Here is a 24,302-nt window from a genome sequence, read left to right on the forward strand (position 1 = left end):
CGCAGCACGATCGAGCCACCACCGACCGTCCGGCTGGGCGCGGCGACCGAGCCAACGGCACGTCCGACAGCGACCCGACAACAAGCCTCAGCAGCCCACGGGACGGCAGGCAGGACTCCATCGAGGGAGTGGTTGGGAGTCGGCGTGGGGTTGCGCCGCGACCCGTACGGCGCGCCCTGTCACTCGGGGAGGCCGCGCGGGAATTCGTGCGTCACCCTTCGCCGTGGATGATCGGCGCCGTGCTGATCACGGTTCTCGGCGCACGCCTCCTGGTCGGCGACTGGCAGCTCGGCGATGTCGTGGTTCCGGCCGTGATCCTCGCGGCCTTCCCGCTGATCGAGTGGATCATCCATGTCACCGTGTTGCATTGGCGGCCAAGGCATCTCGGTCCGCTCACGATCGACAGCGAACTGGCCCGCAAGCACCGCGCCCACCACGTCGACCCGCGTGACGTGCCACTGGTCTTCATCCCACCGAAGTCCCTGCTGCTCACCATCGCCGCACTGGTGGCGATCGGGCTGCTCACCTTTCCACGCCTCGGTCTCGGCCTGACCTTCCTGCTCACCATCACCGTCCTCGGCCTGCTCTACGAGTGGACGCACTACCTGATCCACACCGACTACAAGCCGAAACATGCCGCGTACCGGGCAGTCTGGCGAAACCATCGGCATCACCACTACAAGAACGAGCACTACTGGTTCACGGTGACGACCACCGGCACCGCCGACCGCCTCCTCGGCACCGCACCCGATCCCGCCACCACCCCGACCTCTCCCACTGCCCGAAACCTCCACGCTCACTGAGATTCCCGACCGCGCGTCCGCGCGGTGGAAAACCGCACAACCGCCGACCCGATACGCCCGGCCCGCACCACGCGGACCGGGCGTTCGCCGTTTCGGCAAGGTCACCCTTGACACATAGATACCTTAGGGGGGTATGGTACCCAGCACGAGACGCACTCCGCTCGAAAGGACGAAAGTCGTGACTACGCAATCGCAATCCACCCGCAGGTGGTTGGCGCTGGCGGTGATCGCCGCCGCGCAATTCATGGTCATCATGGACACCTCGATCATCGGGATCGCGCTGCCCGAGATGCAGGCCGAACTCGGCTTCACCCCGGGCAACCTCACCTGGGTGTTCAATGCCTACGTGATCGCCTTCGGCGGTCTGCTGCTGCTCGGCGGACGGCTGTCCGACCTGCTCGGCGCCCGCCGGGTGTTCGGCGCGGGCTGGCTGGTGCTGGCCGTCGGCTCCGTCATCGCCGGTGCGGCGGGGTCGGTGGGGGTGGAGCTGGCCGGGCGGGCGATCCAGGGCGCCGGTTCGGCGCTCATCGCACCCTCGGCACTCACGCTGCTGATGGTGCTGTTCGGCGGTACGCCACAGGAACTCACCAAGGCGCTCGCGGTGTACGGCGCGGCCGCGCCCGCAGGCGGTACGGCGGGCGTGTTCCTGGGCGGTGTGATCACCGAATATGTCAGCTGGCCTTGGGTTTTCTACATCAACATCCCGATCGCCGTGCTCGCGCTGATCGCGGTACCGCTGTTGATGCCCGCCGCGCCCGCCCGCAAGGGGTCCGTCGACATCGCCGGATCCGTCACTGTGACAGCAGGTTTGGCGGCCGCCGTGTACGCCATCGTGCAGGCGCCGGAGGTCGGGTGGAAGTCCGGGCAGACCTGGGGCGTGCTCGCCGTGGCCGCCGCCTTGCTCGTCGGATTCGTCGCCATCCAGTCGCGGCGCGGCGAACCGCTGATGCGGTTGAGCATCTTCCGCGCACCGAACCTGGCCGCCGCCAACTTCGCGCAATTCGCGCTGGCCGCCGCGTGGGTGCCCATGTGGTTCTTCCTGAACCTGTACCTGCAGCAGGTACTCGGCTACAGCGCCTTCCCCTCGGGCGCGGCGTTGCTGCCGATGACGACGCTCATCATGCTCGGCATGGTGGTGCTCGCCCCGAAGGCGATGCAGCGATTCGGCGCCGAGCCGATGATCGTGACCGGGCTCGTGGTTCTCGGCCTCGGCCTGGGCATCATGTCGCTGGTCCGTCCCACCGGCAACTTCTGGGTCGATGTACTGCCCGCCTCGCTGGTGGCCGCGGGCGGCATGTCGCTGGCGTTCATCCCCTCGCTCGGTACCGCCATCTCGGCGGCGCGACCAGAGGAGGGCGGACTCGCCTCGGGCATCGTCAATGTCAGCTACCAGGTGGGGTCGGCGCTCGGCCTGGCCGCGATGACGGCGGTGGCGGCCGCGTTCGGCGCCGGTGAAATCGACGATCCGGCGGCACTCACCGACGGCTATTCCGCAGCCTTCCTCGGCGCGGGCCTACTGGCCTTGGCCGGTGCGGGCATCGCGGCGGCGACCCTGCGCAGCCCTGCCGAGGACAAGACCCCGGCTCGGGTTTGACAACTTACCCTAGGGGGGTATGGTAACCATGGAAGGCGCCGTCCGCGCCGACGCCGTCACCGCGGCCGGTTTCCAACTCGCCGACTGAACCCCGAAACGGAGCATCCCGATGAACGCAACAGGCAAGTTCGCCGGATTCACCCTCGGCCTCGCGGCGGTCTTCGGGATCGCTCTGGGTGTCGGCGCCCTGATCGGTCCGGAGCCCGCCCAGGCTCCGACCGGGCACGGCGAGCACTCGGTGGCGGCACCGGCCGGTGACCTGCCCGGTGGCCTGCTGGTCACCGACCAGGGCTACACGTTGGCGCTCGACACGACGGTCGTGAAGAGCGCGGCGCAGACCCCCGTCTCGTTCCGCATCCTCGACACCACCGGCGCACCGCTCACGAAATACCAGACCAGCCACGACAAAGACCTGCACCTGATCGTGGTCCGCCGCGACACGGCCGCCTTCCAGCACGTGCACCCGGTACTGGACAAGGCGGGCACCTGGTCGGTCCCGCTGAACCTGAGTCGAGCCGGTGACTACCGGGTGTTCGCCGACTTCACCCCGGCGGGCGGCTCGAACCTGACCCTCGGCGCCGACCTGCGGGTCGGCGGCAACTACGACGTGCAGGCGTTGCCCGCCCCGGCGGCCACCGCGAAGGTCGGCGAGTACACCGTCGCTCTGAACGGCACCGTCGCCCCGGGTACGTCGTCGAAGATCACCTTGTCGGTGAGCCGCGACGGCACCCCGGTCACCGACCTGCAGCCCTACCTCGGCGCCTACGGCCACCTGGTCGCCCTGCGCGCCGCCGACCTCGCCTACCTGCACGTGCACCCCGAAGGCTCGCCCGGCGACGGCGTGACACCGGCCGGTCCCGGCATCGACTTCGTGGTGAACGCGCCGAGCGCGGGCGACTACCGCCTGTTCCTCGACTTCCAGCACCAGGGCGTGGTCCGCACCGCCGAGTTCACCCTGCGCGTCGCCCGATCAGAGGCGAACACCGCGACGCCGACCGACACCCCGGCGCCGACCAGCTCACCGGCCGACCACGGAACCCCCGGCCACGGCCACTGACCAACCACGAACACCCAACGGCCTCGGCCACCGCACCGCGACAGGCCACATCGGCGAATCGGTCGACCCCGCCGACCCGGCACCGCCACCCGCGAACCGTCAGCAAGAATCGATACCAGGAAACGATCGGAGCATCCCATGACCGCCGTGACACACCCACCGGGCACCGGCCAGGTAGAACTGGTGATCGGTGGCATGACCTGCGCTTCCTGCGCGAACCGCATCGAGAACAAGCTCAACAAGCTCGATGGCGTCACCGCCACCGTCAACTACGCCACCGAGAAGGCGCGCGTCGACTTCACCGGTGACGTGTCCCCCGAGGAACTGATCGCCACCGTCGAGCAGGCCGGCTACACCGCGGCACTGCCCGCGCCGAAGCAGCCCGAGACCACCGACACCCCCACCGCGAACGACCCGACCGCGTCGCTGCGCACCCGCCTGCTTGTATCGCTGGTGCTCACCGTCCCGGTGATCGCGATGGCGATGATCCCCGCTCTGCAGTTCACCAACTGGCAGTGGCTCTCGCTCACCCTGGCCGCACCGGTCGTGATCTGGGGCGCGCTGCCGTTCCACCAGGCCGCCTGGACCAACCTGAAGCACGGCACCGCGACCATGGACACCCTGGTGTCGATGGGCACGCTCGCCGCGTTCGGCTGGTCGCTGTACGCCCTGTTCTGGGGCACCGCGGGCACGCCGGGCATGACCCACCCGTTCGAGTTCACCATCGCCCGGATGGACGGCAGCGGCAGCATCTACCTCGAAGCGGCCGCGGGCGTCACCACGTTCATCCTGGCCGGGCGCTACTTCGAGGCCAGGTCGAAGCGCCGGGCAGGTGCCGCGCTGAAGGCGCTGCTCGAGCTGGGCGCCAAGGACGTAGCCGTGGTTCGCAGCGGCGTCGAGACACGAATCCCCGTGGAGCAGTTGGCCGTCGGTGACGTGTTCGTCGTCCGTCCCGGGGAGAAGATCGCCACCGACGGTGTGGTGACCGACGGTTCCTCGGCCGTCGACGCCGCCATGCTCACCGGCGAATCGGTGCCGGTGGAGGTCGGCGTGGACGACACCGTCACCGGTGCCACCGTGAACGTCGGCGGACGACTCCTGGTGCGCGCCACCAGGATCGGCTCCGACACCCAGCTCGCCCAGATGGCGCGGATGGTCGAGGACGCGCAGACCGGTAAGGCGCAGGCACAGCGGCTGGCCGACAAGATCTCCGGCATCTTCGTCCCGATCGTCATCGCCCTGGCCGTCGCGACGCTCGGATTCTGGCTCGGCACCGGCGGTTCCATCGCCGCCGCCTTCACCGCCGGTGTCGCGGTGCTGATCATCGCCTGCCCGTGCGCCCTCGGCCTGGCCACCCCCACCGCGCTGATGGTCGGCACCGGACGCGGCGCGCAGCTCGGCATCCTGATCAAGGGCCCCGAGATGCTGGAATCGACGCGCAAGGTCGACACCATCGTGCTGGACAAGACCGGCACCGTCACCACCGGCAGGATGACCCTGCTCGACGTGATCCCCGCCGAGGGTGAGGACAAGGCCCGCGTGCTGGAACTGGCCGGTGCGCTGGAGGATTCCTCGGAGCACCCGATCGCGCAGGCGATCGCCAAGGCCGCCCGCGATGCCGGGACACTGCCCGAGGTGGAGGGATTCGCCAATCTCGAAGGTCTCGGCGTGCAGGGCGTCGTCGACGGTCGCGCGGTGGTCGTCGGCCGGGCCCGCCTGCTGGCGGACTGGTCGCAGCCGTTGAGTTCGGACCTGGCAACCGCCATGTCCGACGCGGAATCCGCGGGCAGGACCGCCGTGGCGATCGGCTGGGACGGGAAGGCGCGCGGTGTCCTCGTGGTCGCCGACGCGGTGAAACCCACCTCCGCGCAGGCCATCTCGCAGTTCCGCGAGCTCGGCCTCACCCCCATCCTGCTCACCGGCGACAACGCCCGCGCGGCGAACGCCATCGCCGCCGAGGTCGGCATCGAGCAGGTGATCGCGGAGGTGCTGCCGCAGGACAAGGTGGAGACGGTCAAGCGGTTGCAGGCCGAGGGCAAGGTCGTCGCCATGGTCGGTGACGGCGTGAACGACGCCCCCGCCCTGGCCCAGGCCGATCTCGGCCTGTCGATGGGCACCGGGACCGACGTGGCCATCGAGGCCGCCGACCTCACCCTGGTGCGCGGCGACCTGCGCGCCGCCGCCGACGCGATCCGGTTGTCACGCCGCACCCTGGCCACCATCAAGGGCAACCTGTTCTGGGCATTCGCCTACAACGTGGCGGCGATCCCGCTGGCCATGGCCGGTCTGCTCAACCCGATGCTCGCCGGTGCCGCGATGGCGTTCAGCTCGGTCTTCGTGGTGAGCAACAGCCTGCGACTGCGCCGGTTCAAGTCGACGGCCCGGTAATCACACCGTCTAGGGCGGGGCAGCGGACGATCCGCTGCCCCGCCTTTTTCGTGATCCAGATCACTCTTGCGGTTGACCTTGGGTCAGGGTGGAGCCTTGGTCGCAGCGGCACGAAAGCCGAACAACGCGAGCAGGAGCGATCACCATGTCGAACCCGAAAAACATTGCCGAGCAGGACCGTCCGGAGCTCCAGGCGCTCATCGAACGCATCGTCGACAGCGGATTCGTCGGCGCCTCACTGCGGGTGCACGACCGGCGCGGCGCGTGGGTCGGCAGCGCCGGAGTGTGCGAGCTCGGCGCCACGACCCCACCGCCCGTCGACGGTCACGTCCGAATCGGCAGCAACACCAAGACTTTCACCGCAGCCGTCGTGCTGCGCCTGGTCGCCGAGGGCCTAATCGAACTCGACACCCCGGCGCTGCGCTACCTGCCCGACTACGCGCTCGACGAGCGGGTCACCGTCCGAATGTTGTTGCAGCACACCAGCGGAATCTTCAACATCACCGGTGAGATGTACGACGACGGCACCGTCGTCCCCGGTGTGCCGTCGACCATCGCGGGCAAGGAGTGGGTCGACAAGCGGTTCGAGACCTACCGCCCGGAGGACCTGGCGAACCTCGCGCTCGCGAAGCCGTCACGGTTCGAGCCCGGGACCGGCTGGAGCTATTCGAATACCAACTACATCATCGTCCGGTTGCTGGTGGAGCGGGTCACCGGCCACTCGCTCGCCGAGGAGGCGCGGCGCCTGATCTTCGGCCCGCTCGGTATGACCGACACCGTACTGCCCGGCGCCTCGACGGAGCTGCCCGAACCGCACCCGCACGCCTACTACCGCTACATCGACGGCGGCGAACAGCACATCGTCGACGTCACCAAGCACAACCCGTCCTGGGTGTGCACCGGCGGCGACATGATCTCCACCACCGCCGACCTGCACACCTTCGTCTCCGCCCTGCTCGACGGCACGCTGCTGCCACAACCGCTGCTGGCCGAGATGCTGCGCACCCACGACACCGGCATCCCCGGCATGCCCTATGGGCTCGGGGTGTTCGTGCAGGAAACCGAGAGCGGGGCCACCGTGATCACCCACAACGGCGGGATCGCCGGGTACGCCACCCTCATGTACAGCACCCCGGACGCGGGCGTCACGATGACCGCGTACCTGACCTTCGTCGACGACGCGGAGATGACTCTGGCACCGGCGTTCCAGGTCGCGCAGAAGGCCCTGGTCGACGCGGTGTTCGGCGGCGAATCGGGAAACCCGGTGGCGGACAGGGCAAGCTGAGCACATGCGCAACGGGGTGACGATCGGGCAGGCGGCGGCGTTCGTCGGTGTCACGGTGAAGACGGTGCGGCACTACCACAAGCTCGGCCTGGTCACCGAGCCCGAACGCGACAGCGCCGGGTATCGGCGGTACGGCTCGGCCGAACTGCTGCGGCTGGTCCAGGTGCGGACGTTGGCCGCCGCCGGGGTGCCGCTGGCCGACATCGAACCCGTGCTCGACGCCGATGCCGAGCAGTTCGCCACCGCCCTGGCCGAGGTCGGACGTCAGCTCACCGAACGCATCGAAGAGCTGACCGCCCGGCGCGACACCCTGCACCGGCTCAGCGACGGTAACCGGGCCCTGCTGCCCGACCGCGCGGTCGCGTTGCTGGAACGGATGCCGAGCCTTGGTTTCCCCGAGGCCGAGGTCGCGGCGACCAGGGAGGGCTGGGTGCTGGCGCGTGCCCTGGTCCCCGACGGATTCGACGACTACCTCGCCGACGTCGAGAATGCCATCGAGGACCCGGATTTCGTTGCCCTGCTCCGGCGCGGTGTCGAGGCCGCGACCCGCTACCAGCTCATCGCCCACCACGGCCACGAACCCACCTCGACCGCGGGCGTGCTCGGCGCCCTCGTCGAGACCAAGCTGCGCGCGGCGGGCATCCACATTCCGAGGTGACGCCGCCCTCAGAAGGCGTGCTGGTCGTCGGCCGAGATCGCGAAACCGTGGCCGCCCGCCATACAGCGGACGCCCTGCGAGGAAGAGTCGCAGGTGTAGCCGTTGACGGTGAGGGACTGGCCGTAGTTCAGGACCGCGCCCCCGGCGGGTGAACCGTCCTGCGGAATACCGACGAAGATGCCCTGGCTGGTGCACAGGAGCTCCGACTTGCCCTCGTACAGGTGCGCGGCGACCTTGCGGTTGGGCGCATCGGTGCAGTTCGGCAGCTTCGGCGAGATGATGTTCGCCTTGGCCAGCTGGCAGCCGACGCCGTACGGTGCGGCGGTGAGGATGCCGCACATGATGTTCCCGGTGGGTGACTGGAAGTAGTAGCCGCCGTCGAGTAGGTAGTTGCCCGCGTCGACCGTGGTGAAGCCGTCCTTGTTCGGAGCCGGGGCGGTTGTCGGTTTCGGGGTATCCGGCGCCTCGGTGTCGGGACTACCGGCCCCCGGCGAACCCGCGCCGGGCGAACCCGCCCCCGGCGAACCTGCGCCGGGGGAACCCGCATCGGGTGCGCTGGACGGCAGAGGCGTGCTCGGTGCGTCCGACGAATAGGTGGCCGAGTGCTGAGTGGTCGTGCTCGGCGCGCTCGAACCCGACTCGGCGCCGCAAGCGGTGAGCCCTCCGGTCAATGCCACAACAGCTGCCAGCATGAGGACTGTACGCATGAAAACATCTCCGCTCATTGGCTTTCCCGACCGATTGGTCATTCGTTCGAGGTGGGATTGATCGTTACAGACGTGGCTTTCAACGCGTTATTCAGACTGGTCGTTCTCATTGAGTCGCGACCGAGTTCGCCCGCGCAACAACTACAGTGCCGAATCCTGCCCCTTCGGTTTTCCCCGCCTCGAAGGGAGAATCGAAGCGGTGGACCATTCCGTTTCCTCGGCGTACGAAACTGTGATCGATCGTGGATGAGGCTGTGACACAACACATCTGGTACGCGGCATACGGCTCCAATATGTGCGCGGCGCGCTTCGACTACTACCGGCTCGGTGGCACACCGCCCGGGACCGACCACCTCTACGCGGGCTTCCGCGACCCCACTCCCCCCGCGCGGTCGACCACCCTCACCCTGCCGGGCACCGTGTATTTCGCCTGGGAGAGTCCGGTGTGGACCGGCGGCGTCGCCTTCTACACCGACCGACCGGCCCCCGGATGGCCGACCGGCGCCGTCGCCAGGGGGTACCTGCTCACCCTCGACCAGTTCGCCGACCTGCTCGATCAGGAGATGTATCGCACGCCGGGCCGTGGATTCGACGTGTCCCGGGTCGTCGAACAGGGCCGGGTCCGCTTCGGGCCAGGACGCTACGAGACCGTCGTCCACCCGGGTACGAAGGACGACGTACCGATCCTGACCTTCACCGCGCCCTGGTTGCCGGAAACCGTTGCGCCGCAGCCACCGTCGGCTCGGTATCTCGGCATGATCGGGACCGGGCTACGCGAACAGGGCTGGGACACCGACGGCATCGTCGACTATCTGCGGAGGCGACCCGGCGTCGCCGGACACTGGGACGAGCGCGACCTGCGCGCGGCCGTGTTAGCGACACACGACACCGGGTAATCCGGCAACGGGCAGACCATTCAGGAGCGAGCGCATGGAGTGGTTCGCGGCACCGGAATACTGGTACGGCAGGCTGATCTTCCAGCGCGGCCTGGCGGTGATCTACGCCCTCGCCTTCCTCGCCGCGGCCCTGCAATTCCGGGCGCTGCTCGGCGAACGCGGCATGCTGCCGATTCCCCGCTTCCTCGCCCGCTCATCGATGCGCGCATCGCCGAGCCTGTTCCACCTGCGCTATTCCGATCGGTTGTTCGCCGCCGTCTCGTGGACCGGAGTGGTGCTCGCGGTCGCGGTGGCGGCGGGACTGGCGGATGTGGTGCCGCTGTGGGCGAGCATGCTGCTGTGGCTGGCGCTGTGGGTGCTGCACCTGTCGATCGTCAACGTGGGTCAGCTCTGGTACGGGTTCGGCTGGGAATCCTTGCTGCTCGAGGCCGGTTTCCTGGCGGTGTTCCTCGGCAACGACACCGTCGCGCCTCCGCTGCTCGTCCTGCTGGCCGCGCGGTGGTTGCTGTTCCGGGTGGAGTTCGGGGCCGGGCTGATCAAGCTGCGCGGCGACTCCTGCTGGCGCGACCTGACCTGCCTGTACTACCACCACGAAACCCAGCCGATGCCCGGCCCGCTGAGTTGGTTCTTCCACCACCTGCCCAGGCCGCTGCACAAGGTGGAAGTGGCGGCCAACCACGTCGCGCAACTCGTCGTGCCGTTCGGGCTGTTCGCGCCGCAGCCGGTGGCGAGTATCGCCGCGGCCATCGTGATCGTCACCCAGTTGTGGCTCGTGCTTTCGGGCAATTTCGCCTGGCTGAACTGGGTGACGCTGCTGCTCGCCGCCACCGCGCTGTCGCTGCCCGGCGGCGGAACCGCGCCCGCTCCGCCGGGGTGGTTCGTCGGCGTCTGCGGTGCCTACGTGGTTCTCGTGGTGGTGGCGAGCTACTGGCCGGTGCGCAATATGCTCTCATCGAATCAGCGGATGAATGCCTCGTTCGACCCGTTTCACCTGGTCAACACTTATGGTGCGTTCGGGTCGATCGGTCGCACCCGCTATGAGATCGTGCTGGAGGGTACCGACAACACCCAGCTCACCGACGACACCGTGTGGCGCGAGTACGCGTTCAAAGGCAAGCCGGGCGACCCGCGCCGCATGCCACGTCAGTTCGCGCCCTACCACCTGCGGCTGGACTGGCTGATGTGGTTCGCCGCGATCTCACCGGCCTACGCCCGGCCGTGGGCGCTCCCGCTGGCCGCGCGACTGCTGCGCAACGACCCCGACACCCTGCGCCTGCTCGGCCCCAACCCGTTCCCCGACTCCCCGCCGCACCACGTGCGTGGCCGCCTCTACGAATACGAGTTCAGCAGTCCGGCCGAACTGTTCGGGCAGCGAATCTGGTGGCGGCGCACGCTCATCGGGGAATTCCTGCCGCCGGTCACCCGGGACCGCCTCGACCGCTTCTGACAGCAGAAAAGCCCGGCACATCGGCCGGGCTTTCGTTGAGCGGATGACGAGATTCGAACTCGCGACCCTCACCTTGGCAAGGTGATGCGCTACCAGCTGCGCTACATCCGCGTGCACGTCCTCGGCCCGATCCGGGCCTCGTGGTGCGAGAAGGAACTTTAGCGTGTCCGCCCCCGAAACACGAAATCCGCCCCCCTTGACGGCCGCTCGACGCCACCGCGCGTCGGTCGTTCACGCGCACCGTTAAGTCGGCGATAAGAATGCGGAATCCCTTGTGCGCGACGCTTGTTCGCAGGTCGGCAGCGGTTGCCGCCACTTCGGGGAGGTAAGGGATTGAAAACTCTCGGATTGCTCACCGCCGCTGCGGCTGTGACAACCATCATGGTCGCGGGCCCCGCGAACGCCGACATCACCGATGCCGTCGGTTTCGCCGACACCACCGACAACGGTGGCGAGGAGGGCTTCAGCGAATACGCCATCGACGTCAATCACCCCGGTTCCTGCCTGGTGGTGCAGAACCACACCGGAGGCCGGGTGCGGATGCGTCTGGACTACCCGACCAGCCGGGGTTCGTGGCTGTTCGACCACGACGACATCAAGATCGTCACCCGGGACGGGAAGGCCGTGGAATCGCCGTCGGGCCGGTGGCAGGTGCGGGTGAACCCGCCGATCACCGCCGTCTGGAACTACGACGGCAACCGCAACACGAGCCGGGGCTGCAACGGCTCGTGGGTGCTGAGCATGAACTGACGAGCGGCGAACTGTTCGGGGGGTGTCGGTCCCGGAGCGCGAGCTCCGGGACCGACGCGTTGTCGGGGGCGGCTCAGCCTTCGGGGTTCGACCGCTCGGCCTTGCGGGCCATCCGCTCGGCGGCCTCGGCGTCGTCGAGCGCGGTGGCCTCCTCCAGCGAGGGCGCGCTGCCGCCGAGGCGCTTGGGCACCCAGTAGGCGCCGGGCTCGTGGTGGTAGTCCTTCTGCAGGTCGGCGAGCATGGCCTGCATGGTTCCGCGCAGTTCGGCGGTCAGGTCGGCGACCGGCTCGTAGGGCCGGATCGGTTTGCCGACGGCGATCGAGATGGGGGTGTTGGTGCGGCCAAGGCGCTTCGGGAAGCCCTTGGTCCACACGCGCTGGGCACCCCAGATCACGATCGGGATGATCGGCACGTCGGCTTCGAGCGCCATTCGGGCGGCGCCGGACTTGAATTCCTTGATCTCGAAGCTGCGGCTGATGGTCGCCTCGGGGTACACGCCGACCAGCTCGCCATCGCGCAGGTACTTCACCGCCGACTTGTAGGAGTCGGCGCCCGCGGTGCGGTCGACGGGAATGTGTTTGAGGGCGCGCATGATCGGGCCGGAGATGCTGTTGTCGAACACCTCCGCCTTGGCCATGAACCGGATATAGCGCTTGGGAGTGCGCGCGGGCAGACCGGCGTAGGTGAAGTCCATGTAGCCGGTGTGGTTGATCGCCACCACGGCACCACCGGTCGCGGGGATGTTCTCGGCACCCCGGACGGTGAACTTCAGACCTTCGAGGAAGAAGACGGTTCGGGCCAGGCCGATGATCGACCGGTAGACGGGTTCCACAATTCAGCTAGCGTAGTCGCAGATCGCCGCTTCCGGCACCCGGCCAAGGAATGAGGAACGTCGAAGTGCAACGCGCTCAGCTGACTCCGTTTGCTCCGACCCGCCGCGCAGGCGCGCTGGCCGCAGGACTGGCCGCTGCCGCGCTGATCGCGGGCTGCGACTCGGTCCAGGGCATTCCGGGCGACGAACCGGTTGGCGCACCCGCCACCAGCACCTCCACGGCCGTCACCTCCTCGACCGCCACCGAGGCCGCGACCACGCCGGTACCGACCACCGAGCCCCTGCCCGCCGACGCACCGCAGGTCGGCGCCGTGCCCGGCAACCCGGACGCCGCGACCGCCGTGCGCCGCTGGGCCGCCGACCTGCGCTCGGCCACCGTCACCGAGCTACAGGACAAGTGCTGGACCATCCCGCCACGCAGCGTCGCCGACATGTACACCGACCCGCAGTCGATCCTCGCCGCGCTGACCAGGCCGGGCACCGCGACCGCCGACACCGTCACTTGGCGCACGGCCACGACGACGATCACCGTCGAGCAGCGCGACATCGCCACCGGCTACGCCTGCGGGCGCGTCTTCGCCGCCGGTGTCGAGCCGGGTTACGACGAGGCCGACGCGCGCCACACCGTCCGCCGCTACCTGTCCCGCGCAACGGGCAAACCTCTCAACCCGGACGACACCGAAGAGATCCACCCCTTGACCTGCGCGGTGAGCACCGCCACCTGGGATCCGCGCGGCACCGGCAACCCCACAGCACCCCCGCTCGCCACCGACTCGGGCAAAGTAGGCAATGTCACCTCCTTCGCCGACCAGGAGCTATCATCCGAACGAGTTCAGGGGGATTACCTGGCGGTTCAGGTCCCGGTGACCACCTCCCCCGGGGGCACCAGGACGCGCACATTCACCGTCGTCTCGACCCCCGAGGGCTACTGCATCGGTGATGTAACGATTTAGCCACTACCCTTGTTGGCTGGTGCCGCCGCAGTGGTCAGAGCTCGGCGGCGGCTCGCGTCACCAGGTCGAGCCCGGTGCGTCGGCGAATCAGATCCTGGTAGGAGGACATAGCTCGTGCAGATCACCAGTGTCGGACATGCTGGCTTCCACATCCGAACCGAAGCCGGGACCATCCTGTGCGACCCGTGGGTCAACCCCGCCTACTTCGCCTCGTGGTTCCCCTTCCCGGACAACACGGGCCTGGACTGGGCGGCGCTCGGCGACGTCGACTACCTCTACGTCTCGCACCTGCACCGCGACCACTTCGACGCCGCGCTGCTGCGCGAACACGTCAACAAGGACGCGACCGTCCTGCTGCCCGACTACCCGGTGCCGGATCTGCGCCGCGAACTCGAGGCGCTGGGGTTCACCAAGTTCTTCGAGACCGAGGACTCGGTGAAGCACACCGTCACCGGGCCCAAGGGTTCACTCGACATCATGATCGTCGCGCTGCGCGCGCCCGCCGACGGCCCCATCGGTGACTCGGGCATCCTCGTCTCCGACGGCGAGACCACCTGCTTCAACATGAACGACGCCCGCCCCGTGGACATGGACGTGATCCACGACGCGTTCGGGCACATCGACATCCACCTGCTGCAGTACTCGGGCGCCATCTGGTACCCGGCCGTCTACGACATTCCCGCGCGCACCAAGGCCAACTTCGGCAAGCAGAAGCGTCAGCGCGGGATGGACCGGGCCCGCTCCTACATCGAGCAGGTCGGCGCCACCTGGGTGGTGCCCTCGGCCGGTCCGCCGGTGTTCCTCGACGACGAACTGCGCTACCTCAACGACGACCGGGGCGACGAGGGCAACATCTTCCCCGACCAGATCGTGTTCCTCGAGCAGATGCAGATCCACGGCAACGCCGGTGGAATCCTGATGATCCCCGGCTCCGTCGCCGACGTGCGTGGGTCCGAACTCGACCTGGCGCACCCGTTCGACCCGCAGCGCATCTACGGCGACAAGGCCGCCTACATCACCGACATGGCCGAACGCTTCGCGCCCGTGCTCGCCGCCGAGAAGGCGACGTGGGAGCACGGCGAGGGCTCGCTGCTCGAGCCGCTGCGCGAGCTGTTCGAGCCGATCATGAAGCAGAGCGCGCTCATCAGCGACGGGATCGGCTACCCCGTGGGCCTGGTGCTCGGCGAGGAAACCGTCGTCCTCGACTTCCCGCAGCGCACCGTGCGCGCACCCATCGAGGGCGAGGGCCGCTACCGCTACGGCTTCCGCATCGCCCCCGAGCTGGTGCGCACCGTGCTGCGCGACAACGAACCGGACTGGGTGAACACCATCTTCCTGTCCACCCGCTTCCAGGCCTGGCGCATCGGCGGCTACAACGAATTCCTCTACACCTTCTTCAAGTGCCTCACCGACGAGCGCATCGCCTACGCCGACGGCTGGTTCGCCGAGGCGCACGACGACTCGGCCACCATCGAACTCGACGGCTGGGAAGTGCAGCGCCGCTGCCCCCACCTCAAGGCCGACCTGTCGAAATTCGGTGTGGTGGAAGGCAACAACCTCACCTGCAACCTGCACGGGTGGCAGTGGGATCTGGAATCGGGGCGCTGCAAGACGTCCAAGGGCCACGAACTGCGTTCCGCCAAGCTCTGATTCGGGCGGCGACCACCCGACACCACCCCCGCCGCAGACCGGCCGTCGGCTTGCCGGACGGGCAGGGGTTCGGGTGGGATCAGTCGTCCTCGGGTGGGGTGGCGACGTGGCGGGCGTATTCGAGGATGCGCAGGGTTTCCACCGCGTCGCGCGGGTCGACCGGGACCGGGGCGTCGTCGAGCAGGGCGGCGGCCATGTCGGCGTAGAAGGCCGGGTAGTCGCCGGGCAGCGTCGGGACTGTCCGCAGGTCGTCGCCCGCGCCGAAGGTGCCCCACTTGTCGGGAGTGACGGTGCCCCAGGGCTTTCCGTCGTCGGGTCGGCGTCCGGCGCGCAGGGCGTCTTCCTGGGGATCGAGGCCGTGGACGGTGTAGCCGTTGGTCGAACCGAGTACCCGCATGCGCGGGCCGAGTTGGGGTGCGACGGCACTCATCCACAGGTGTGACCGGACGCCGCAGGCATGGGTGAGGGCGATGAAGGCGTCGTCGTCGGCCCGCACATCGGGACGCCGCTGGTCGAGTTCGGCATACACCTCGGTGACCGGGCCGAACAGGGCGAGCGCCTGATCCACCAGGTGACTACCCAGATCGAACAGGATGCCCGCGCCGTCCTCGGCGGACCCGACCTCGCGCCAGCCGCCCTTAGACACCGGCCGCCACCGCTCGAACCGCGATTCGAACCGGCGGACCTCACCGAACTCGCCGCCGTCCATCAGCGACTTCACAGTCAGGAAGTCGTTGTCCCAGCGCCGATTCTGGAAAACGCCCAGCGGCAGCCCCGCCCGCTCGGCCATCGACACCACCTCGTCGGCATCGGCCGACTTCACCGCGAACGGTTTGTCGACCACCACCGGCAACCCCGCGCCCAACGCCTTCACCGCCAGCTCCGCATGCGTCCGGTTCGGTGTCGCGATCACCGCCAGATCAACGTCGTCGGCCTCGGCGAACATCTCCTCCGCGCTCTCCCACACCCGCACCCCCGGATGCCGCGCCCGCGCCTGCGCCGCCCGCTCCGCCGACGACGTCACCACCGCCGCCACCCGCATCCTCGGCTCCGCCGCGATCAACGGTGCGTGAAACACCGCCCCGGCCAACCCGAACCCGACCACCGCAACCCCGAGCTGCTCCATCCCGACCCTTCCGTCGACGACCCCCGCCCGAGTATCCCCTCCCACCTCACCGCCGCGACAGTTTCTCCACGGCCAGCCGCAGAAATGGGAGCGCGGCGTCAGGAGGGAGGCAACTGCTCGAGAATCGGTTCGAGCAGAGTGGTGGCCACAGCGCACGCGACGGTTGGCGCGGAAACCCTGCGGACGAACCTGGCCTGGATCTGCTCGGCGCGTTCGTCACTGATCGGTTTGGTCATCACCTGGAATTCGCAGGCGTCGGCATCGTTGCGTTCGACATGGACGGTGCGGTCGGCGATCGTCCTGGTCGGGCGAACCTTGCCGCTTCGCACGTCGTCCGGCCTGATCCACTCGGTGAAATCGAGCGAGAAGTAGCCGTCCCGGCCGGTGAGCGCGCAACCGTGCGGTGTGCGGGACCGGACCGGGTCACCCACGGCGGAACGGACAGCGGTGACATCGAAGAAGGCGCACGGGTCGAGCAGCAGAATCGAGTTGGCTTCGTAATCGCGCAGTGGAGGATTGACAGACAGCCGCCGCACGATCGCGGCGAGCGCGCGCTCGGCGACCGGGCAGCCGTCGCCGCCGGGCAAGGTAGCGGACACGCTCAAAACCATCGGCAGCCCGCTCTGGGTCCGCACGGACCGTTGACACAGAGCCGCCTGCCGGTAACGCCCGAGCACCGGCATCCAGTTGATGGTCGGACCGAGTGGCTGATCGCTGTCGTCGGGCGGCACACCTGTTTCGAGCGAGATGCCGACGGTGCGACCGGTGGCGTCGCGGTAGTCGGTTCGGCAGTCGGAGCTGAGGTACGCCTCGGAATCGCCGACCTGAGTGCCGAGCTCACCGATCACCTGCGGGGTCAACAGCGCGCAGATGTCGAGGCGCCTCGTCTCGTCGTCGGTCAGCGCCAGTGGCGGGTCGTCCATGGCGATCGCGGTGCCGTCCCGACCGATGCCGACCAGTGCGATACAGCCGAGCACCAGCGCCGCCACGACTCCGGCCGCCAGCGCGAGACGAACGAGCTTGCGATCGGGATCGGATGTCTCGACGGGCGCCGCCGACGCGGTTCCGTTCGCCCAGGCCGCCGCCTCCGTCTGGCACTCGGCGATCCGGCGGCGGATGCGCACCGGCCACACGGGTTCGGCCTCGATGCGGTCGGCCGCGTCGAGCAGTTGTTCCGGCGTCGGCCGCTCGGCCGGGTTCTTGGCCAGACACGCATCGACCAACGGGCGGACGGGTGCGGGAACACCGGTGGTGTCCGGTGTGCTGTAGAGGACGTTGTAGAGGACCTGCGGAGTGGCGACCGCGGCGAAAGGACTCGATCCGGTGGCCGCCATGGCCAGGATCGCACCGACGGCGAACACGTCGGAAGCCGTGGTGAGTGGCTGGCATTCGGCCTGTTCCGGAGACATATAGGCAGGCGAGCCGATCACCGCGCCGGTGGCGGTGAGGGTGGCGTCGTCCTCGACGGCGCGGGCGATGCCGAAGTCGATCACCCGCGGGCCCTCGTTGGTGAGCAGGACATTGCTCGGCGTCAGATCGCGGTGCACGAGACCGGTGCGGTGGATCTCCAGCAGAGCCATCGCCAGGCCGGTGGTCAGCAGTTTCAGGCCGCTCACCGGGAGCGGACCGAACTCGATGATCATGTCCTGCAGTGCCGGGCCCGCGATGTACTCCGAGGCTAGCCAAGGTGTTTCGGAGTCGGCGTCGTGGTCGAGCACGCCCGCCGTGTAGGCGCCGGTGACCTGCTGGGAAGCCGACACCTCCCGTCGGAACCTGGCCCGGAACTCCGGGCTACCCGTGAACTGCTGATGGATCTGTTTCACCGCGACCAGCCGACCGTCCGGTGCCTGACCGAGCAGCACCTGACCCATGCCGCCCCGGCCGAGCACCGAGAGAAGTCGGTAACGTCCCAGTCGAATCGGGTCTCGGGGACTCAGTGGCTGCATCCGCATCTCACTCACCACGTCCCACCCAGCAGGGCGTACTGGGCCACGGCTTGGCGACGGGTCTCGATTTCCTGGTTGCCGTGGATGAGCACGACGAACTGGGCGTGGCGCACCAGGCAGGCGAACCGGCGTGCCGGGACGGACTCGGGTGCGGGTCGGGTCGCGCGAAAACAGGAGACGCCCGACAGGTCGGCCACCCCGGATGTCTCGTCGTACCGGGTGGACAGCATGCGCTGTCGCTCCACCTCGGCGAACGCTTCGGCGGTCGCGCTGTCGGCGGTGCGATACAGGAATTTGTTGTACGAGACCGCGATCGCGTCGACCCGGTTGGTCTCGAGTTCGCGCAGACGGGCGCTGGGTTGCTCGTTCAGCAACGCGAACGAATGCGGACCGAACACGGTGAAATTCCAGCGGTCGGGCCAGTAGTCGTCGGTTTTCACCACACGTGGCAGCAGGCTGTCCGGGTCGAGTTTCAGACCGGGCACTTCGGCGGCCGCTGTCGGCGTGAAGGTTTCGAGTTCGGCCAGTTGGGCTCGATAGGTGCGGGTGAGCAGGTCGGCCAGTTGGTCGGAGTTCGGTTCGACGATCTTCGCGAAGATCCGGACCACCAGGTTCTTCCACACCGACCAGCTACCGACCGTCGGTACACCGGGACGCCAATGCGTCAGCGCCGCAGGGTATTCGGGGAGAGCGATCGGGGCGTTGTCCGGCGTGGCGGCGAAATCGGCCGCGGCCATCGCCTGTGCGGCCGAGGTGGCCTCGGCTTCGCCGGGCAGCGACAGCACGGTGATGGACAGGAATTTGTTCTTCGACTCGTTGTCGTCGAGGCCGTTGCCGCCGATGGCGCCGAACCCGGCGAGCACGTCGAACGGTTCGAGGGCGGCGCGCTGCGCCCCCGACAGCAGGTCGTCGACGCCACGGACACCGACCACGGGGCCGCCGCCGTTGCCCTCGGTCAGTTCGGGGTCGATCCGGTCGGCGAAGATCACCCGCTCGCCCAACCGCAGGGATTCGACCAGCGTCCCGCGTACCCGGTTGGGCCCCTCGTCGTAGTCGCCGGGCTCCGCGACCAGCGCGTATTCGCCGTGATCTGGTCCCTCGTCACCGCAAGCAACGGCGGCGAACAAGCACACCGACAACAGCGCCGCACCCCACCGATAACGCACGGTCACCCCCTCCGGACTCTGCGGTGAAGCTATCACCCGTCGATTTGCCGCCGCTACCTCGCGGGCAGCCTGGCGACCGCCCGTTTCACCAGCGGGTCGGCCACCACACACAACTCGTCGGCGCTCTCCTCGGCATTGCTGACCAGCACTTCCATGTCCTCGCGATAGGTTTCACCGAGCTTGCGGAACAGATACACGCGACGGCATTCGGTCTGCCCGATCATGCCGACACCGCCTTCCTCCACGACCACACCGTCACCGAGGTCCACGGTCTTCTCCCCCACCACCCGCTGACGTGGTTGCGACAGCGAGATCCGGACGGTGGTCTCGCCCGGCCACTCGCACGTGTGGGCCGATTTCGCGACGGCGCGACCGAGCGAGGGGTCGTGGAGCAGGGCACAGGGATCCACCGACGACAGTGACCCTCCTGCGATCGGGTCGGCGGGCAGGGTGTCGAGTGCGGCGGTGAGCCGATCGACGGCGTGGTCGGCCAGCGCACAATCGGTGCGGGTGAACGTGTCTACGACGATGCCCCAGCGCTGACCCTCGGCCCCGCCTTCGACACCGAAGGCGCAGTCCTCGGCCCGTCGAGCCACGCCGTACCCGTTGGCAACTCGGATGGTCGTGCCGAAACCGTCCAGCGCCGCGCCCATTTCGACCGCGAGTCGGGCGCCGCCCGAACTGCCGTCGCAACCCCAACTCGCGGTCGGCAACCAGCGCCAGTCGGCGACCGTTGTCGCCGCCTTGGCGGCGGCTGTGTCGGGGAGGGTCGCTCCGAGAGCTCGTGTCACCCACGCGCAGGTGTCGACGCCACGCAAGTCGGGCAGTGGCGGAATCGATTTCGTCGGGGCCCCGACTGGAGTCGGAGTCTGTGCCGATGTGATCTCGTCGCCGGATCGAAGGACGATGGCGGCAGCCACGGCGACGATCAGTGCCGTGGCAACCACTCCGACACCGAGCAGGATCGGACGGCGGCGGCGGGCGGGCGGATCGGGTGGCGCGACGACCGGCGTGTTCGCCGGAATGATCTGTGTTACTTCGGGATCCGAGGTCAACGCGAGGAGGTTCGCGGTTTGTTCGGCGATCTGGGCGTGGACCGGGGCGGGCCACGGCTCCGCCCGCACCGGCAGGGCGCCGAGGTAGTCCACGATCTGAGCGGGCGTCGGCCGCGACTTCGGATCCTTGCGCAGGCAACCGGCGATCAGCTCACGCAGCTCGCCCGGCACATTCTCGAGCTGCGGTTCGCTGTGCACGATGTTGAACAGGGCGTACGCCGTGGAAGACGCCGCGAACGGGCTCTTGCCGGTAGCCGCCATGCACAGCATCGAGCCGAGGGAGAACACGTCGCCGGCCGAGGTCACCGGTTCACTCATCGCCTGCTCCGGCGACATGTACGCGGGTGAGCCGACCACCGCGCCGACCTCGGTGAGCGCGGCGCCGGTTCCGGTCGCCTGGGCGATGCCGAAGTCGATCACGCGGGGGCCGTCGGCGGCGAGAATGACGTTGGCGGGCTTGAGATCCCGGTGTACCAGGCCCGCGCTGTGGATGGAGTGCAGCGCCGAGGCGAGGCCGGAGGCGAGGGTGCGCAGCGCCGGAACCGGCAGGGGTCCCAGTTCACGGACGGCCTTGTCCAAGGGCACGCCGGGAATGAATACCGAAGCGAGCCACGGTGATTCGCCGGTGATGTCGAAGTCGACCACGGCGGCGGTGAAGGCACCCGACACGCGCGCCGAGATGGCGACTTCGCGCTCGAAGCGGGCGCGGAACTCGCGGTTGTCGAGCAGGTGAGCGCGGATCTGCTTGATGGCGACGAACCGTCCGTCCGGACCGGTCGCCAGCACCACCCGGCCCATCCCGCCCGATCCGAGCACGCCGCACACCCGGTAACGGCCGATCACCGGCGATTCGGTCGGCGACAACGGCTCGATCACTGCACGACTCCCCCAACTCGAACCCGCCGACGCGGGTGAGCGCGCCGTCTGTCGGCATGCTCGCTCGCGAGCAACCTAACATTCCGCCGATCCGTCGACGAGGTGCTCGGCACGCGATCGACTACCTGTGCCGGTCGACCCGCGGTTCACCCGGGTCCGACGGCGCGGCCCGGCTCGCCGTGACCACCGCGATCAGGACGATGGTGCAGCTCAGCAGAGCGGAGGGGGCGAGGCGGCCGTCGGCGGTGTCGAGGATCAGGGCGGTGACGAGTTGGCCTGCCACCGAGGTGAGGCCGAGCAGGAGGACGCCGGTCATGCCGACGGTGATCGCGGCGAGGGCGATGAAGGCGACGCCGATCAGGCCGCCGAGGTAGAGCCAGGGGGCGGTGGGGAATTCGGTGGGCAAGCCCTTCGTGAGGAGGGTGTAGGCGTCGAACAGGCAGAGGGCGAGCAGGCCGACGGTGAAGTTGACGAGCGTGGCGGGGAACGGGCCGCCGACGGCGCCGACGCGGCCGTTGACCGCCTGCTGCCACGCCAGACCGACACCGGCCAGGGCGGGTAGGGCGATGAGCAGGTAGTCAGGGACTCCGGTATCGGCCGAGGCGGGAGCGTCGCGGCCGGTCGCGGCGAGCACGACACCGATGATGCCGAGTCCGGCGGCCGACAGCCGCACCCAGGTGATGGGGGTCCGGCCGTTCGGGGCGAGCCCGACCCGGTCGACGACGAGGCTGCTGAGGAGCTGACCCGCGACGACCGCGACCGTGAAGGCCGTGACGCCGATGGCGGCGATGGTGAGGCCCTGGCTCGCTACGAAGAAGGCACCGCAGACACCGCCCAGGAGGTACCAGGGGCGCAGGGTGCCGTCGGTTGTGGCGGTGCGGACCGAGCCGAGGCCCGACCGCAGGGTCGGGCTGACCGCGAAGGCGATCAGCAGGGCAAGCAGGCCGATTCCGAAACTGATCGTCGCGGCTGCGACGCCGTCGCCGAGTTCGGCTCCGAGTGCCCCGTTGATCCGGCCCTGCACCGCGACACCGCCGCCGATGCAGAATCCGAAGATCGCTCCGAGACCGTTGCGCCCGACCACTCCGCCCTTTCCGCCGTCGTAGCTTCGACCCTACCGATGCGCTGACCGACAGCGGCTGGGTGACGATCCGCACTCGGCCGGGTTGCCCACGATCACTTTCGTCCCGGCAACCAACTCGGTGCGACCAACCCGGCCGCCAACAACACCACGCCCAACCCGGCGATCGCCACAGACATCGAAACCCACTGTGTAGCAGCGGCGACGACACCGAAGACCGCCAACGCCACCACCTCCGACAACAAACCGACCACCGAAGTGACCGTTGCCCGGGCGCGCCCTTCGATCGCCTCCTGCAGGCGCGCACCCGCGACGACCTCGGCATTGAAATCGATTCCGTACGCCACGGCGATCCCGAGGAATCCGATCCACAGCAGTCCTGCGCCGACAGCCGACGCACCGGCGATGAATAGCAGCCCCGCGACGAACAGGGCGACTCCGATCAGCCGCGCGGGCGCGGACTCGGTGCGGCCCGCCAGTAGCGAACCGGCCAGCGAACCCGCGACGGTCACGCCGACGAGCAAAGCGGAGGTGGCGGGCGAGGCGCCGCCGGAAACGGCGAGCAGGCCGAAGTATTCGTCGAAAGCGGTGACGCCGTAGAGAAGTGCGCCGAGCAGCACACCGCGACGCACTCGCCGCACCTGCATCGACTCGGCGATCCCGGTCCGGAGCATCGCCACATAGCGCTCGCGTACCGGTCGATCCGCCTCGACGACGCCCGGTGGGGTGGTGACTCCGGGAGGTGGCGTCGGGTCGTCGTCCAGCGCATCGACTTCCGTGGCCGAAATGGCCACCGGCGCACGGGGCAGTGCCAGCGCGGTGACGGTGTGGACGACACCGACGCCGACGCTCACCCAGCCGACCAACCCGTACCCGCCCCACGCGAAAAGCGGTGCGGCCGCGACGATCGCGATGAGAACGGTGGTCTCCTGCGCGGCCCGAGCCCACCCCATGATGCGCGCGTACTGAGCGGTTTCCCCTCGCGCCACCAGGTCGTCGTAGATCAACGCCTCGAACGTGCCCGATTCCAGCGCACCGGCGATCCCCCACACGACGAACCCAACCGCGAACCCGGCGAAAGAGGGAGCGATCATCCAGATCGTGAACCCGGCTGCCTGCAGCACCGCGCTGAACACGAGCAGACCGCGCCGCGACACCGTGTCCGCCCACGCCCCAGAAGGCACCTCGAGGAGGAACGCCGTCACCGACCACAGTGCGAGCAGCAACGAGATCTGCGCGGTTCCGAGCCCGTGATCAGCGAAAAGCACACCGTAGAGCGCGTAGAGGGGCAACAGATCCCGCGAGCCCTTGAACAGCACCGCGCGAACCCCGAGCCCACGCACACTGCCGGGCGCACGACTCACCGCCGCCGTCAGGCGCCTACACAGCGAGAAAGGTCAACAGCCGTAGATGAGCATCCGCATGCGTCCATCGTTCGCCACCGCCAACCGCCCGTCAAGCAGTTATTCGTAGTGATGACGGCAGGACAAGATCCGGATCACACCGCCGTCGACCCGATAGACCAACCGATGTTCCTGCGTGATCCGGCGCGACCACCAGCCCGAAAGACTGTGCAGCAGTGGCTCCGGCTTGCCGATCCCGTCGGCTTGACCATTGGCCGCGATGTCGTCCAACAGGCGGTTGATCTTGCGAGCGGCAGCACGGTCATTGGCGACTGTCCAGACATAGTCCGCCCAGGCTTCGGAGAAGAACTCCAGCTTCACGCGACACCGGCCGAGTCACCGGTTGCATCGCCATCGGGAACATCGAGGCGCGCCTGCGGAGCGAAGCCACCTGCCGCGAACTCTTCCAGCCCGCGTTGCAGGTGCCGTGCATTAGCGGGAGTGCCTAGTAGATGCGCGGTTTCCTTGAGCGCCTCGTACTCCCGTAGCGAAACGACGACGGCCGCATCGTGCCCCGCGCGTGTGACAACGACCTCTTCAAGGTCATCGGTGGCGGCGTCCAGCACACTCGCCAATGTCGCGCGGGCTTCGGTGTAGCTGATCTGCCTCATGAGGCCACTGTACAGGAA

General features: G+C 68.5%; 21 protein-coding genes and 1 tRNA gene. 11 read left to right on the plus strand and 11 right to left on the minus strand.

Annotation, left to right across the window (positions count from 1 at the left end; translation table 11 throughout):
* Positions 1-227 precede the first annotated feature (227 nt).
* The 6 genes from NC7_RS01510 to NC7_RS01535 all read left to right on the plus strand — a co-directional run bounded on the left by NC7_RS01510 (position 228) and on the right by NC7_RS01535 (position 7,785).
* A complete protein-coding gene (locus NC7_RS01510; RefSeq protein WP_084457765.1) occupies positions 228-803 on the plus strand; it encodes a sterol desaturase family protein in 576 nt (191 codons plus the stop codon).
* A gap of 178 nt (positions 804-981) precedes the next feature.
* On the plus strand, positions 982-2,397 hold the full coding sequence (locus NC7_RS01515) for an MFS transporter (RefSeq protein WP_067977851.1): 1,416 nt from the start codon (positions 982-984) through the stop codon (positions 2,395-2,397).
* Positions 2,398-2,506: 109 nt separating this feature from the next.
* Positions 2,507-3,454: a DUF8832 domain-containing protein gene (locus NC7_RS01520; RefSeq protein ID WP_067977853.1), complete on the plus strand. Its 948-nt coding sequence runs from the start codon at positions 2,507-2,509 to the stop codon at positions 3,452-3,454.
* Positions 3,455-3,592: 138 nt separating this feature from the next.
* Positions 3,593-5,842, plus strand: coding sequence for a heavy metal translocating P-type ATPase (locus NC7_RS01525; RefSeq protein ID WP_067977854.1), 2,250 nt, complete (start codon positions 3,593-3,595; stop codon positions 5,840-5,842).
* A gap of 145 nt (positions 5,843-5,987) precedes the next feature.
* Complete coding sequence (locus NC7_RS01530) at positions 5,988-7,127, plus strand: serine hydrolase domain-containing protein (protein ID WP_067977856.1); 1,140 nt, start codon at positions 5,988-5,990, stop codon at positions 7,125-7,127.
* Positions 7,128-7,131: 4 nt separating this feature from the next.
* Positions 7,132-7,785, plus strand: coding sequence for a MerR family transcriptional regulator (locus NC7_RS01535; RefSeq protein WP_067977858.1), 654 nt, complete (start codon positions 7,132-7,134; stop codon positions 7,783-7,785).
* Between the two features lie 8 nt (positions 7,786-7,793).
* Here the strand turns inward: NC7_RS01535 and NC7_RS29705 are convergent, their stop codons facing one another.
* A complete protein-coding gene (locus NC7_RS29705; RefSeq protein ID WP_067977860.1) occupies positions 7,794-8,492 on the minus strand; it encodes a hypothetical protein in 699 nt (232 codons plus the stop codon).
* Positions 8,493-8,746: 254 nt separating this feature from the next.
* Between NC7_RS29705 and NC7_RS01545 the strand changes: the two genes are divergently transcribed.
* Both NC7_RS01545 and NC7_RS01550 read left to right on the plus strand, forming a co-directional pair.
* Entirely contained in the window at positions 8,747-9,388 is a 642-nt protein-coding gene (locus NC7_RS01545) for a histone deacetylase (RefSeq protein WP_236573185.1), read from the plus strand.
* A gap of 34 nt (positions 9,389-9,422) precedes the next feature.
* A complete protein-coding gene (locus tag NC7_RS01550; RefSeq protein ID WP_067977862.1) occupies positions 9,423-10,835 on the plus strand; it encodes a lipase maturation factor family protein in 1,413 nt (470 codons plus the stop codon).
* A 38-nt stretch (positions 10,836-10,873) separates the two neighbouring features.
* Here NC7_RS01550 and NC7_RS01555 read toward each other — a convergent pair.
* Positions 10,874-10,946, minus strand: a tRNA-Gly gene (locus NC7_RS01555).
* A 222-nt stretch (positions 10,947-11,168) separates the two neighbouring features.
* Here NC7_RS01555 and NC7_RS01560 point away from each other — a divergent pair.
* Positions 11,169-11,585 (plus strand): hypothetical protein, encoded by a 417-nt coding sequence (locus NC7_RS01560; RefSeq protein ID WP_157101796.1) that lies wholly within the window; start codon positions 11,169-11,171, stop codon positions 11,583-11,585.
* 73 nt (positions 11,586-11,658) lie between these two features.
* Here NC7_RS01560 and NC7_RS01565 read toward each other — a convergent pair whose 3' ends face one another.
* Positions 11,659-12,417 carry a lysophospholipid acyltransferase family protein gene (locus NC7_RS01565; RefSeq protein WP_067977865.1) on the minus strand — a complete coding sequence of 253 codons (759 nt, stop codon included), beginning with the start codon at positions 12,415-12,417 and terminating at the stop codon, positions 11,659-11,661.
* Positions 12,418-12,482: 65 nt separating this feature from the next.
* Here NC7_RS01565 and NC7_RS01570 point away from each other — a divergent pair, with 65 nt between their 5' ends.
* Both NC7_RS01570 and NC7_RS01575 read left to right on the plus strand, forming a co-directional pair.
* Positions 12,483-13,370, plus strand: a complete 888-nt coding sequence (locus NC7_RS01570) for a hypothetical protein (RefSeq protein ID WP_236573183.1) — start codon at positions 12,483-12,485, stop codon at positions 13,368-13,370.
* A gap of 114 nt (positions 13,371-13,484) precedes the next feature.
* Positions 13,485-15,020: a Rieske 2Fe-2S domain-containing protein gene (locus tag NC7_RS01575; protein ID WP_067977868.1), complete on the plus strand. Its 1,536-nt coding sequence runs from the start codon at positions 13,485-13,487 to the stop codon at positions 15,018-15,020.
* 79 nt (positions 15,021-15,099) lie between these two features.
* Here NC7_RS01575 and NC7_RS01580 read toward each other — a convergent pair whose 3' ends face one another.
* The 8 genes from NC7_RS01580 to NC7_RS01615 form a co-directional block, all read right to left on the minus strand.
* A complete protein-coding gene (locus NC7_RS01580; protein WP_067977870.1) occupies positions 15,100-16,146 on the minus strand; it encodes a Gfo/Idh/MocA family protein in 1,047 nt (348 codons plus the stop codon).
* Between the two features lie 98 nt (positions 16,147-16,244).
* A complete protein-coding gene (locus NC7_RS01585; protein WP_236573231.1) occupies positions 16,245-18,098 on the minus strand; it encodes a serine/threonine-protein kinase in 1,854 nt (617 codons plus the stop codon).
* Positions 18,099-18,103: 5 nt separating this feature from the next.
* Positions 18,104-19,264, minus strand: a complete 1,161-nt coding sequence (locus NC7_RS01590) for a DUF7373 family lipoprotein (RefSeq protein WP_067977874.1) — start codon at positions 19,262-19,264, stop codon at positions 18,104-18,106.
* A 47-nt stretch (positions 19,265-19,311) separates the two neighbouring features.
* The gene (locus tag NC7_RS01595) at positions 19,312-21,189 is read right to left on the minus strand and encodes a serine/threonine-protein kinase (protein ID WP_067977876.1); all 1,878 of its coding nucleotides are present in this window, start codon (positions 21,187-21,189) and stop codon (positions 19,312-19,314) included.
* A gap of 121 nt (positions 21,190-21,310) precedes the next feature.
* Positions 21,311-22,273 carry a DMT family transporter gene (locus NC7_RS01600; protein WP_067977877.1) on the minus strand — a complete coding sequence of 321 codons (963 nt, stop codon included), beginning with the start codon at positions 22,271-22,273 and terminating at the stop codon, positions 21,311-21,313.
* Between the two features lie 92 nt (positions 22,274-22,365).
* Positions 22,366-23,634: an MFS transporter gene (locus tag NC7_RS01605; protein WP_236573181.1), complete on the minus strand. Its 1,269-nt coding sequence runs from the start codon at positions 23,632-23,634 to the stop codon at positions 22,366-22,368.
* Between the two features lie 99 nt (positions 23,635-23,733).
* Entirely contained in the window at positions 23,734-23,994 is a 261-nt protein-coding gene (locus NC7_RS01610) for a Txe/YoeB family addiction module toxin (RefSeq protein ID WP_067977881.1), read from the minus strand.
* Positions 23,991-24,284 (minus strand): type II toxin-antitoxin system Phd/YefM family antitoxin, encoded by a 294-nt coding sequence (locus NC7_RS01615; protein ID WP_067495328.1) that lies wholly within the window; start codon positions 24,282-24,284, stop codon positions 23,991-23,993. Before NC7_RS01615 ends, NC7_RS01610 begins: the two co-directional genes overlap by 4 nt.
* Positions 24,285-24,302 lie beyond the last annotated feature (18 nt).

Origin of the sequence: Nocardia caishijiensis NBRC 108228 (genome assembly GCF_001612825.1) — a bacterium.
Taxonomy (GTDB): domain Bacteria; phylum Actinomycetota; class Actinomycetes; order Mycobacteriales; family Mycobacteriaceae; genus Nocardia; species Nocardia caishijiensis.